This is a genomic window from Streptomyces sp. NPDC006335 (assembly GCF_040612795.1).
Taxonomy (GTDB): domain Bacteria; phylum Actinomycetota; class Actinomycetes; order Streptomycetales; family Streptomycetaceae; genus Streptomyces.
This window is the reverse complement of the sequence record NZ_JBEXQX010000001.1, coordinates 1,166,663-1,178,328: the sequence shown is the minus strand read 5'-3', so window position 1 is coordinate 1,178,328 and position 11,666 is coordinate 1,166,663. Positions and strand designations below refer to the sequence as shown.

At 71.9% G+C, this 11,666-nt stretch carries 9 protein-coding genes; 4 read left to right on the top strand and 5 right to left on the bottom strand.

Translation table 11 applies throughout. From position 1 onward, the window contains the following. Positions 1-122 precede the first annotated feature (122 nt). Positions 123-2,714 (bottom strand): aminopeptidase N, encoded by a 2,592-nt coding sequence (gene pepN / locus ABZ098_RS05270; protein WP_356587645.1) that lies wholly within the window; start codon positions 2,712-2,714, stop codon positions 123-125. A gap of 136 nt (positions 2,715-2,850) precedes the next feature. On the opposite strand from pepN, the gene ABZ098_RS05265 reads away from it, so the two are divergent. Further along, positions 2,851-3,513, top strand: a complete 663-nt coding sequence (locus tag ABZ098_RS05265) for a DsbA family protein (RefSeq protein ID WP_356587363.1) — start codon at positions 2,851-2,853, stop codon at positions 3,511-3,513. A 283-nt stretch (positions 3,514-3,796) separates the two neighbouring features. Here ABZ098_RS05265 and ABZ098_RS05260 read toward each other — a convergent pair whose 3' ends face one another. Together ABZ098_RS05260 and ABZ098_RS05255 are read right to left on the bottom strand one after the other, a co-directional pair. Beyond that, positions 3,797-5,224: an FGGY-family carbohydrate kinase gene (locus ABZ098_RS05260; protein WP_356587361.1), complete on the bottom strand. Its 1,428-nt coding sequence runs from the start codon at positions 5,222-5,224 to the stop codon at positions 3,797-3,799. A 20-nt stretch (positions 5,225-5,244) separates the two neighbouring features. Beyond that, positions 5,245-6,288, bottom strand: a complete 1,044-nt coding sequence (locus tag ABZ098_RS05255) for a 2-hydroxyacid dehydrogenase (RefSeq protein WP_356587359.1) — start codon at positions 6,286-6,288, stop codon at positions 5,245-5,247. 98 nt (positions 6,289-6,386) lie between these two features. Between ABZ098_RS05255 and ABZ098_RS05250 the strand changes: the two genes are divergently transcribed. From ABZ098_RS05250 to ABZ098_RS05240, 3 genes are all read left to right on the top strand, one after another. Next, positions 6,387-7,814 carry an FGGY-family carbohydrate kinase gene (locus ABZ098_RS05250; RefSeq protein WP_356587643.1) on the top strand — a complete coding sequence of 476 codons (1,428 nt, stop codon included), beginning with the start codon at positions 6,387-6,389 and terminating at the stop codon, positions 7,812-7,814. Positions 7,815-8,052: 238 nt separating this feature from the next. Next, positions 8,053-8,682: a histidine phosphatase family protein gene (locus ABZ098_RS05245; protein WP_356587357.1), complete on the top strand. Its 630-nt coding sequence runs from the start codon at positions 8,053-8,055 to the stop codon at positions 8,680-8,682. Between the two features lie 12 nt (positions 8,683-8,694). Then, the gene (locus ABZ098_RS05240) at positions 8,695-9,471 is read left to right on the top strand and encodes an SAM-dependent methyltransferase (RefSeq protein ID WP_356587355.1); all 777 of its coding nucleotides are present in this window, start codon (positions 8,695-8,697) and stop codon (positions 9,469-9,471) included. 113 nt (positions 9,472-9,584) lie between these two features. Here the strand turns inward: ABZ098_RS05240 and ABZ098_RS05235 are convergent, their stop codons facing one another. Both ABZ098_RS05235 and ABZ098_RS05230 read right to left on the bottom strand, forming a co-directional pair. Then, positions 9,585-10,226 carry a superoxide dismutase gene (locus ABZ098_RS05235; RefSeq protein ID WP_356587353.1) on the bottom strand — a complete coding sequence of 214 codons (642 nt, stop codon included), beginning with the start codon at positions 10,224-10,226 and terminating at the stop codon, positions 9,585-9,587. 39 nt (positions 10,227-10,265) lie between these two features. Further along, a complete protein-coding gene (locus ABZ098_RS05230; RefSeq protein ID WP_356587351.1) occupies positions 10,266-11,657 on the bottom strand; it encodes an amino acid permease in 1,392 nt (463 codons plus the stop codon). Between the last annotated feature and the right edge of the window lie 9 nt (positions 11,658-11,666).

Sequence of the window (11,666 nt, the reverse complement as noted above, 5' to 3'; positions counted from 1 at the left end):
CGGGTGTTCGGATGCCGAGTAGGCAGCGAAAACCCCTGGTCCATTCGGGTGGGACCAGGGGTTACGGCTGCTGCGGAACGAATTTCGTAACGGCTACCGGGCGCCCAAGCTCAGGCCAAAGGTCACTCGGTGTTGACGGCGGTGACGGCCTGCGCGTCGCACGCCTGCCCCCGCAGCGCCCGCGCCAGATCGTCCCGCCCCTCCAGCACCAGCCTGCGCAGCGCCGGCGCCGCGTCCTCGTGCGCCGCGAGCCACGCGTCGGCCGCCTCCAGCGTCGCCGCCGAGTCCTGGAGGGAGGGGAACAGCCCCGAGACGATGTTCATCGCGATCTGGATCGAGCGGTCCTTCCAGACCCGCTCGATCACCGCGAAGTACTTCTCCGCGTACGGCGCCAGCAGATCGCGCTGGGACGGCTGGTCGAACCCCGCGATGGTCGCCTCCGCCAGGGCGTTGGAGAGCGCGTCGGACTCCACGACCTGCGCCCACGCCTGCGCCTTGACCGCCTCGGACGGCCGGGCGGCCAGGCAGCGGACCTGGTGGCGCTTGCCGGACGCGGTGTCGTCGCGGGCGAGTTCGGCGGCCAGCGTCTTCTCGTCGGCGACCCCCCACACGGTCAGCGGCTGAAGGAACGCCCACCGCAGCTCCTGGTCGACCTCCAGCCCCTCGATCGTGGACGTGCCGTCCAGCAGGCCCTGCAACAGGTCGAGCCCGGCGGGGCCCCCGGCCGTCCGCGCGAAGAACCGCGCCCACGCCAACTGCTGCTCGCTGCCCGGCTCGGCGGCGAGCAGCTCCCGCTCGGCCCCCTCGGCGAGCAGCACCCCGGCCCGCTCACGGCCCTCGGGCGCCACGTAGTGCGTGAGCGCCGACTCGGCCCAGGCGTGCAGCATCTGGAGCACCCCGATGTCGGACTCGCGGCCCGCGAAACGCAGCACGATGTCGATGAACTCCCTGGCCGGCAGCAGCGCGTCCCGGGTCATGTTCCACAGCGCCGACCAGCACAGGGCGCGGGCGAGCGGGTCGGTGAGGTCACCGAGCCCCGACTTCAGGGTCTCCAGCGAGCCCGCGTCGAAGCGGGTCTTGCAGTACGTCAGGTCGTCGTCGTTGACCAGGACCAGCGCGGGAGCCTCGGCACCCGCCAGTTCCGCGACGACCGTCCGCGGACCGTCGACGTCGGCCTCGGCGCGCGCGTACCGCACCAGGTCGCCGTCCTCCAGGCGGTACAGGCCGATCGCGACCCGGTGCGGCCGCAGCTCCGGGTGCGACTCGGCCGCCTCCTGCACGACCGCCAGCTCGTCGACGCGCCCCTCGGCGCTCAGCAGGACCTGCGGGGTGAGGGAGTTGACCCCGGCGGTCTGGAGCCAGGACCGCGCCCACGCGCCCATGTCCCGCCCGCTGGTCTCCTCCAGCACGGACAGCAGGTCACCGAGCCGGGTGTTGCCGTACGCGTGCCGCTTGAAGTAGCGCCGGGCACCCTCAAGGAACGCGTCCTGGCCGACGTAGGCGACGAGCTGCTTGAGTACGGAGGCGCCCTTGGCGTACGTGATGCCGTCGAAGTTGAGCTTGGCGTCCTGGAGGTCGCGGATGTCGGCGGTGATGGGGTGGGTGGAGGGGAGCTGGTCGGCGCGGTAGGCCCAGGCCTTGCGGCGGTTGGCGAAGGTGATCCAGGCGTCGGTGAAGCGGGTCGCGCCGACGTTGGCGAAGGTGCCCATGAAGTCCGCGAAGGACTCCTTCAGCCACAGGTCGTCCCACCACACCATGGTGACCAGGTCGCCGAACCACATGTGCGCCATCTCGTGGAGGATCACGTTGGCCCGGCCCTCGTAGGAGGCCCGGGTGACCTTGCCCCGGAAGATGAACTCCTCGCGGAAGGTCACCAGGCCCGGGTTCTCCATCGCGCCCAGGTTGTACTCGGGCACGAACGCCTGGTCGTACTTCCCGAAGGGGTACGGGTAGTCGAAGTGGTCGTGGAAGAAGTCCAGGCCCTGCTTGGTGACCAGGAAGACGTCGTCGGAGTCGAAGTGGGGGGCGAGCCCCTTGCGGCACAGGGCGCCGAGGGGGATCTCCAGGCGGGTGCCGTCGTCGAGGACCCGCTCGTAGGAGTCCGTCACGTAGTGGTAGGGACCGGCCACCACACACGTGATGTACGTCGAGATCGGCTTGGTCTCCGCGAACCGCCAGACCCCGTCGTTCTCCGAGCCGGCCCCGTTGCTCCACACCGTCCAGCCCTGCGGCGCCCGCACCTCGAAGCGGAAGGGCGCCTTGAGGTCCGGTTGCTCGAAGTTGGCGAAGACCCGGCGGGAGTCGGCCGGCTCGTACTGGGTGTAGAGGTAGACCTCGCCGTCCTCGGGGTCGACGAAGCGGTGCATGCCCTCACCGGTGCGGGAGTAGGCGCACTGCGCGTCCACGACGAGTTCGTTGTCGGCGGCCAGGTCCTCCAGGGCGATCCGGGAGCCGTCGAAGACCTCGCCGGGGTCGAGGTCCCGGCCGTTCAGCGAGACAGCCGTGACGCTCGGCGCGATCAGGTCCGCGAAGCTCGTGGCCCCCGGCTCGTTGCACCGGAAGCGGATCGTGGTCACCGACCGGAAGGTGCGCGGACCGTCCCCGGGCTCGTCACCGACCGCCGAGCGCAGGTCGAGGGACACCTCGTACCCGTCGACGGACAGCAGGGCGGCCCGCTCCCGGGCCTCGTCACGGGACAGATTCTCACCGGGCACGGCGATGCTCCCTCGGATGGTGTTCAGCATGCGGACAGGCCCGATCCTGCCATGTGCCCCTGACATCGGTCAGCCGGGAATGGGGAGGGCGACGGCCGGTGTTGCGGGTTGAAACGAACACTTCTCTAGGAGACCCATGTCCGAGACCGCGAACGACTCCGGCAAGACTCCCGTCGACTTCTGGTTCGACCCGCTGTGCCCCTGGGCCTGGATGACCTCCCGCTGGGTCCTGGAGGTCGAGAAGGTCCGGGACATCGAGGTGCGCTGGCACGTCATGAGCCTGGCGGTGCTGAACGAGCCGAAGCTCGACGAGCTGCCCGAGGAGTACCGCGAGCTCCTTGAGACCAAGGCCTGGCAGCCGATCCGGGTGGTCACCGCGGCCTGGCAGAAGCACGGCTCCGACATCCTCGGCCCGCTGTACACCGCGCTCGGCACCCGTATCCACAACGAGGGCCAGGGCCCGACGCGCGAGGCCGTCGAGGGCGCCCTGGCGGACGTCGGCCTGCCCGCCGACCTGATCGAGTACTTCGACCAGAAGGACTTCGAGTTCGACGCCGAGCTGCGCGCCTCCCACAAGGAGGGCATCGACAAGGTCGGCCAGGACGTCGGCACCCCGGTCATCGCGGTCCCCGGCGCCGACGGCGAGCAGATCGCCTTCTTCGGCCCGGTCGTCACCCCGGCCCCCAAGGGCGAGGAGGCCGCCCGCCTCTGGGACGGCACCCTCGCGGTCGCCTCGGTCCCGGGCTTCTACGAGATCAAGCGCACGCGCACGAAGGGCCCGGACTTCAGCAACCTGTAGTCACTTCTCCGGCTCGTCACTCCTCCGGCTCGGGGAAGGAACCCCCGTCGTTCTGGTCCCCGAGCCGCTGATACCGCAGACACCCTTCACGAGCACACCGGTAGTACGAGCCCAGGCGGGTATGCCTGGGCTTGTTCTGTTGAACGAACTTCCGTTCGTCAGCGGTGAGCGCGCGAAACTCCTGAAGAGACCCACCACAATTCGAGCACCGCATGAACACTGAGCACTCCAGCCCACCCAGGGGCGCGGGGAACTGCGCGACCAGCCACGACGAAACCCGCGGCTAACGTCCGGCCGCCCCCCGAGCCACATCCAACCGCACCAAATGCTCCTGGAACCCCTTGGAGTAATACGCGGAACGCCCAGGGTCCGGCTCGACGATCGCCGTAGGTTCCGTCCAGACCCCGGCATCAAGAGAAACCCCGTACCGCTCGGCCGCAGCCAACACGGCCCCCCGGGCCCCCACCTCCCCCTCCACGACCCTGAGCGGCCGCCCGAGCACATCGGCCAGCAGCTGCATCCACGCCGGACTCCGCGTCCCCCCACCGCACACCGCGAGCGACCCCGTCAGACCGGCCGCCTCCAGACAGTGCCGGGCCGCGTACCCGATCCCCTCACAGGTCGCCCGGATCAGATCCGCCTTGGACGTCTCCAGCGACACCCCGCTCAACTCGGCCCGCAGATGGGGTTCGACAAAGGGCGCCCGCTCCCCGGAGGGGGCGAAGTACGGCAGCACGCGCACCCCGTGCGCCCCCGGCGGAGTGGACGCCAGCAACGCGTCGACCTCCGCGTGCGTGACGCCGGTCGTCGAAAGCACCCAGTCCAGCGCGGCCGTACCGACCATCGCCGGCATCGCACGCAGCCGGTGCCCGTGCCGGTCGGTGGAGATGTACAGCCCGGCCGGCTCACCGCTCAGATCGACCTCGGTCGTCGCGACCAGGGCGGCCAGACACGTACCGACGATGAGCAGCCCGTCCCCCGGCGCGCTGACCCCGGCCCCCAGCGCACAGGCCGGCAGATCGTACGGCCCGTTCGACAGCCGGGTCCCCGACGGCAGCCCTTCCCCCCGAGCCGCCCCCGTGGCGATCCGGTCCTCGACGGAGGGCAGCAGCCGACGCCGACGCGTGAGCCCCAACAGCTCCACGACCCGGTTGTCGTACGTCCGGGTCCGGGGGTCCAGGAAGGGCATGGACGCGTCCGACACGTCCGTCACAGCCCGCGCGGCTCCCGTCAGCCGCTGGAAGACCATGTCCTTGCAGTACACGGCGCTCGCGGCGGCGTCCAGGGACTTCGGGTCGTACCGGTCCAGCCAGGCCAGCAGCGGGCCCGGGGAGCCCGGGAACATCGCGCCGCCGGTCCGCCGGAACACCGTCTCGAAGGTGCCGTCCGCGAGCCACTGGTCGAGCAGTTCGTGCGCCCGCCCGTCCATCCAGGAGAGCGCCGAACGCACCGGCCGCCCCTCCTTGTCGACCAGCCACACCCCGTCGCCCTGCCCGGTCAGCCCGGCCAGCTCCACCGGCTCCGGCACCGCCCCGGTCAGCTTGCCGAGGACGTCGACGACGGCGTCGTAGACCTCGTCCATGTCCTGCTCGACGAAACCGCCGCGCAGGGAGAGCTCCACCGGACGGGCTTCGACGGCCAGTTGGCGTCCCTCGCCGTCGAAGGCGGCGGCCTTGACGACGGACGTGCCCACATCGATACCGACGTACATACAGATTCCCTCCTACGACGTCACGTCAGGCAGTGCGCCAACCGCTCTCCGCGCGCCCAGCGGCCCACCTCCTCCGCCGCGATCCGCGCCGCCTTCTCGGCCACCGCGCGGCTCGCCCCGCCGAGGTGCGGGGTCAGCACGACCCGGTCGGCCAGGGCGCGCAGCCGGGAGTCCGCGGGCAGCGGCTCGTGCTCGTAGGTGTCGAGTGCGGCCGCGGACAGTCGGCCGGCCTCCAGGGCGTCGCACAGGGCGCTCTCGTCGACGAGCGGGCCGCGGGCCACGTTCACCACGACCGCCCCCTCGGGCAGCAGGCCCAGCTCGCGGGCGCCGATCAGGCCGCGGGTCTCGGGGGTGAGACGGGCGTGCAGGGTGATGACCCGGGAGCGGGTGAGGAGCTGGTCCAGGGAGTTCACGCGCAGGCCGTGGATCTCGCCGCGCACATACGGGTCGTACACCATCACCTGGGCACCGAAGGCGCACAGCACGCGGGCGACCCGGCTGCCGACGGCGCCGTAACCGACGAGCCCGACGGGCAGGTCCTCCAGCTCCAGGCCGCTGTGCTCGTACGTGTAGTAGGCGGCGCCGCCCTCCCAACTGCCCTGTCCGGCCAGGAGGTCGTGGGCCTGCGGGATGCGGCGCACGGCGGACAGGAGCATGCCGACGGTGAACTCGGCGGTCGCGGCGGCGTTGCGGCCGGGCGCGAAGCACACCCGTACGTCACGGGCCTTGGCCGCGTCGAGGTTCACGTTGACCGGGCCGCCCCGGCACACCACGACCAGCCGCAGACTGTCGACGGCGTTCAGCACCCGCTCGGTGACCGGCCCCATCTGGGTGACGAGGACCTCCGCGCCCTTCAGCGCCTCGATCAGCTCGTCCTCGGCGTCGCTCGCCTCCGTCACCTCCGCCACGGGCCCGAAGGGTTCCAGCGGCCAGCCGAGCCGCACCTCCCTCGTCTCCACGGCGATGCCGCCCAGCTCGGCCTCGACGGCCCCGGCGATCAGCCCCGGCAGTACGAAGTGGTCGCCGGCCGCCACGACACGTACGGGCTCGGTCCTCTGGGTCATCGTCGACCTCCGGATCGTCGCTTCACTGAGACGATGTTGAGCCGCGGATCCCGGGTACGCATAGACCCCGTGCGGGTGGGAGGCCCTCGATGACACGGATGACGGACGAGAACGAGACGGCGTGGCTGGGGATCGACCTCGGCACCCAGAGCGTGCGCGTGCTGGCGGTCACGGCCGACGGAACCGTGCTGGGCCGGGGTTCCGCCCCGCTCGGCGGCCGGCGCGAGGGCGTGCGGCACGAGCAGGAACCGGGGCAGTGGTGGGAGGCGGTGCGCTCGGCGTCCCGTTCCGCGCTCATCACCCTGACGGGTGTACGGATCGGCGGCCTCGCGGTGTGCGGGACCTCGGGGACGGTCCTGCTGACGGACGCGGAGGGTCGGCCGACGAGCCCGGCGCTCATGTACGACGACGGACGCGCGGCGGACGAGGCGGCCGGGCTGCGGGAGGCGGGCCTCGCGGTCCAGGACACGTGGGCGCTGCCGAAGGCCCTCTGGCTGGTGCGGGAGCACGGCGCGAAGGGCCGGGTCACCCACCAGCCCGACGTCGTCACCGCACACCTGGTCGGCAGGCCGGTGCCCACCGACTCCAGCCACGCGCTCAAGACGGGCTACGACGTCGAGCGGGGCGCCTGGCCCGACATCGCCGCCCTGGACCTTCCCGAGGTCGTCCTGCCCGGCACCCGGCTCGGCGAGGTCTGCGCGGCCGCCGCGGAGGCGACCGGCATCCCCGCGGGCACGCCCGTCGTCGCCGGGATGACCGACGGCTGCGCGGCCCAGATCGCCGCGGGCGCCCTGCGGCACGGGTCCTGGAACTCGGTGCTCGGCACCACCCTCGTGCTGAAGGGGGCCACCCCGGACCCCGTGCGGGACCCGGCCGGCGTGGTCTACAACCACCGTGCGCCGGGCGGCACCTGGCTGCCCGGCGGAGCGTCGAGCGTGGGAGCGGGGGCGCTCCCGGCCGAATTGGACCCCGCCGCCATGGACGAGCGGGCGGCCGCGTACGAGCCGTCGGGCACGCTCGCCTACCCGCTGGTGTCGCGGGGGGAGCGGTTCCCCTTCCGCGCCCCCGACGCCACCGCGCTCCTCCTGGGAACCCCGGCCGACGACGCCGACCGCTGGGCCGCGCTCCTCCAGGGCGTCGGGTTCGCGGAACGCCTCTGCCTCGACTACCTGCACCACCTGGGCGCCCCGCTCGACGGCCCCCTCACCTTCACCGGCGGCGCGGCCCGCAGCCCCTACTGGAACCAGCTCCGGGCCGACATCCTCGGCCGCCCGGCCCGCGTCCCGGAACAGACCGAACCGGCCCTGGGCATGGCCGCGTTGGCGCTCCACGGCACGACCGGCACCCCCCTGGCGGAAGCCGCCGAACACATGGTCCGCATCCGCACGGTCGTGGAACCGCGCCCCGGCCGCACCGCGCTCTTCGCCGAGCCGTACGCCCGTCTCCTCGACGAACTCACCGACCGCGGCTGGCTCCCCACCCCGATCGCCACCCACGCCCGCAGCCGCCTGACCACGGCACAGTGACCGCACCTCTGTTCCGTGCGGGTCGCTGGCCGACGGTGCCTTGGCCCGCGAGCCTGCGCCGTGCCGTAAGTGTGCCCCGCGCGAGCATGCCCCGGGCGTTCGCCGTGTCGCACGGGCGGCGGGTACTTTTGCCCGCTGCGGGCGCCTGCCGCGGGTACCCGTTCCGGGTGGCCGTCCCGCGCGGCACCCCCGGCCGCCTCCACGTCACTACCCCGACCCCGACCGAGCGGACCGTTTCATGAGCACGAGCACGACCCTGCTGCTGGCCCGGCACGGGCAGACCATCTGGCACGCCGAGAACCGCTACGCGGGCGTGAGCGACATCGGGCTCACCGACGAGGGCCGCGCCCAGGCGGAGGCGCTCGGGCGGTGGGCCGCCGTGCACCGCCCCGACGCGATCTGGACGTCACCCCTGTCGCGGGCGATCGCCACCGCCGACCCGGCCTGCCGTGCTCTCGGCATCGCCCCGCACCGCGAACCCGGCCTCAGGGAGTGCGACTTCGGGGTGGTGGAGGGCCGCACCCTCGCGGAGTTCGCGGCGGAGGTGCCGGACGCGGCCGAGGCCTTCCGCGCGGACCCGGTGTCGTATCCCTTCCCCGGCGCGGAGGACCCGGCGGCCGCCGCGGCCCGGGGCACGGAGGCCCTGCGCCGCATCGCCGCCGCCCATTCCGGCGAGCGCGTCCTGGTCGTCGCCCACAACACCCTGCTGCGGCTGGTGCTGTGCGCGCTGCTGTCGATCCCGCTGGGGCAGTACCGCAGAGTGTTCCCGCGGTTGCGCAACGCGGCGATCACCGAACTCCGCCTCGACGAGGGCGGATCCGCCGCACTTCTCTCCCTCAATGTGCCGTGCGAGCCGGACCGGTCGTAGCACGATGGGCTCATGACGGAGATCGACACCTCGGTGCCGCATTCGGCCCGGATCTGGAACTACTGGCTCGGCGGCAAGGACAACTACCCCGTCGACGAGGCGGCCGGCGACGCCTACACGGCCGTCTTCCCCGGCATCGTCACGATCGCCCGCAGCAGCCGCGCCTTTCTCGGCCGCAGCATCAGGTACCTGGTCGAGGAGGCCGGCGTCCGCCAGTTCCTCGACGTCGGGACGGGTCTGCCCACGGTCGACAACACCCACGAGGTCGCCCAGCGCATCGCCCCCGAATCGAAGATCGTCTACGTGGACAACGACCCGCTGGTCCTCGCCCACGCCCGCGCCCTGCTCACCTCCACCCCGGAGGGCGAGACGGCGTACGAGGACCTGACGCTCTACGAGCCGGAGAAGATCCTGGAGGCGGCCTCCAGGACCCTGGACCTCACCCGCCCCACGGCTCTGATCCTCAGCGGCATCCTCGGCCATGTCGCCGACTACGACCTGGCCCGCGAGCTGGTCGCCCGTCTGGTGGCGGGCCTGCCCTCCGGCAGCTACCTCTGTGTCAACGACGGCTCGCGCGGCACCGACCCGGACTACGAACAGGCCCAGGACGCCTACAACGAGACCGGCGCGGTGCCCTACTTCCTGCGTCCCGTGGACAGGATCGAGGCGTTCTTCGAGGGCCTGGAGCTGGTGGAGCCGGGCGTGGTGTCGGTCCCGCTGTGGCGCCCGGACGGCGACGCGGCCCCGGCCCCGATCGGCCAGCACGGCGGCGTGGGCCGCAAGGCCTGAGCTGAGCCGGGAAGCCCCCGCGAGTCACGTCCTCGCGGGGGCTTCCGTCATTCCGCCCGCCGGCGTGAAGGGTGAGAAGACGATCACGAGGCGGGACGCTTCGGCGCGGTCGCTCAGGGCGCCAGGAGCAGGACGTCCGTGCGGGACCTGGCGGCCTCGTAGCGCCGGGCCACGTCCTGCCAGTCGACGACGGCCCACATCGCGTCGATGAAGTCGACCTTCTGGTTGCGGTACTGGAGGTAGAAGGCGTGCTCCCAGGCGTCGAAGACCAGGATCGGGGTGGAGCCCTGGCCGACGTTGCCCTGGTGGTCGTAGACCTGCTCGACGATCAGCCGTCCGCTGAGCGGTTCGTACGCGAGCACGCCCCAGCCGGAGCCCTGGGTCGTCGCCGCTGCCTTGCTGAGCTGCGCCTTGAACCCGGCGAACGACCCGAACGACTCGGCGATCGCGTCCGCGAGCTCGCCCACGCCGTCGGCCTCCAGCGGCTCGCCGCCCCCGTCGCCGGACATGTTCCGCCAGTAGATGGAGTGCAGGATGTGCCCCGACAGGTGGAAGGCCAGGTTCTTCTCCAGCCCGTTGACCGCCCCCCACGCTTCCTTGTCCCGTGCCTCCGCCAGCTGCTCCAGGGTGTCGTTCGCGCCCTTCACATAGGCCGCGTGGTGCTTGTCGTGATGCAGCTCGACGATCTCGGGACTGATCACGGGCGCGAGCGCCGCGTAGTCGTAGGGCAGCTCGGGCAGCGTGTAGACGGGCATGCGGAGGCCTCCGAACCTCTTATTGCAAAAGGTTTGCAACTACAAGCTAGCAACAAGAAGGCGCCTCTGTCGCGCGTACCCCACTCCCGCCAGCACCAGGGTCATGCCGCCCGTCCCGTACAACTGCACCCGGGTGTCCGGCTCCCTGGCCATCAGGACGAGGATCGCGGCCATGCCCGCCAGGGCGACCCAGGTCAGATACGGGAAGGCCCACATGCGCACGGTCGGCGTCCCGGAGGCCTCGCGCTCCAGCGCGCGCCGCAGCCGCAGTTGGGAGACGGCGACGAAGCCCCAGACGACCAGGATGACCGCGCCGATCATGTTGAGGAGCCAGGAGAAGACGTCGTCGGGGCGCCAGTAGCTGAGGACCACGCAGAGGAAGCCGAACGCGCTGGAGGCCAGGACCGCGACGCGCGGCACCCCGCCCGAGACGCGGCCCAGGAAGGCGGGCCCCATGCCCCGCTCGACCAGGGAGTAGGCGATGCGGGAGGAGCCGTAGACGTTGGCGTTCATCGCGGAGAGCAGGGCGACCAGCACGATCACGTTCATGAGCTGCCCCGCTCCCGGGATGCCCAGTTCGTCGAGGGCGGCGACGTACGGGCCCTTCTCCACGACCGCCTTCGCGTCCCAGGGGACCAGGGTGACGATGACCGCCATCGAGCCGACGTAGAACAGCGCGATACGCCACATCGCGGTGCGGACCGCGCCCGCCACGCCCCGCACCGGGTCCTCGGACTCGGCGGCCGCGATGGTGACCGTCTCCAGACCGCCGTACGCGAAGACGGAGGCGAGCAGGCCGACGACCAGGCCCTCGCCGCCGCCCGGGAAGAAGCCCCCGTGGCCGGTGAGGTTCGCGGTGCCGGGGGCGGCCGTGCCCGGCAGGAGCCCGGCGATCGCGAGCACCCCCAGGACCAGGAACAGGACGATCGCGCCGACCTTCAGGGCCGCGAACCAGAACTCGAACTCGCCGAAGTTCTTCACCGCGGCCAGGTTCGTGCCGCAGAAGACCAGCATGAACAGGGCCACCCAGGCCCACTCGGGGGTCCCCGGCAGCCAGCCGGACACGATCTTCGCGGCGCCGATGCCCTCCAGGCCCACGGCCGTGCACAGCAGGACCCAGAAGGACCACCCGGCGGTGAAGCCCGCCCAGGGGCCGATCGCCCGCTCGGCGTGCGCGGAGAAGGAACCGGAGGAGGGGTATGCGGCCGACATCTCGCCGAGCATCCGCATCACCAGCATCACGAGGAGGCCGGAGAGCGTGTAGGCGAGGACGATCGACGGTCCGGCGGCGGCGATCCCCGCGCCGGAGCCGACGAACAGTCCGGCGCCGATGACCCCGCCGAGGGCGATCATCGACAGGTGGCGCTGCTTGAGGCCGTGGGTCAAGGAGGCGTCGGACCCTTGTGGAGCCTTGACGGTGGTGCTGGGCATGGGCGTGGT

Excerpts from the sequence above, each read along its gene's own strand:
- ABZ098_RS05235 (WP_356587353.1), bottom strand. The coding sequence starts at position 10,226 with ATGCCCGTCTACACGCTGCCCGAGCTGCCCTACGACTACGCGGCGCTC.
- ABZ098_RS05245 (WP_356587357.1), top strand. The coding sequence starts at position 8,053 with ATGAGCACGAGCACGACCCTGCTGCTGGCCCGGCACGGGCAGACCATC.
- ABZ098_RS05240 (WP_356587355.1), top strand. The coding sequence starts at position 8,695 with ATGACGGAGATCGACACCTCGGTGCCGCATTCGGCCCGGATCTGGAAC.
- ABZ098_RS05250 (WP_356587643.1), top strand. The coding sequence starts at position 6,387 with ATGACGGACGAGAACGAGACGGCGTGGCTGGGGATCGACCTCGGCACC.
- ABZ098_RS05255 (WP_356587359.1), bottom strand. The coding sequence starts at position 6,288 with ATGACCCAGAGGACCGAGCCCGTACGTGTCGTGGCGGCCGGCGACCAC.
- ABZ098_RS05230 (WP_356587351.1), bottom strand. The coding sequence starts at position 11,657 with ATGCCCAGCACCACCGTCAAGGCTCCACAAGGGTCCGACGCCTCCTTG.
- ABZ098_RS05265 (WP_356587363.1), top strand. The coding sequence starts at position 2,851 with ATGTCCGAGACCGCGAACGACTCCGGCAAGACTCCCGTCGACTTCTGG.
- ABZ098_RS05260 (WP_356587361.1), bottom strand. The coding sequence starts at position 5,224 with ATGTACGTCGGTATCGATGTGGGCACGTCCGTCGTCAAGGCCGCCGCC.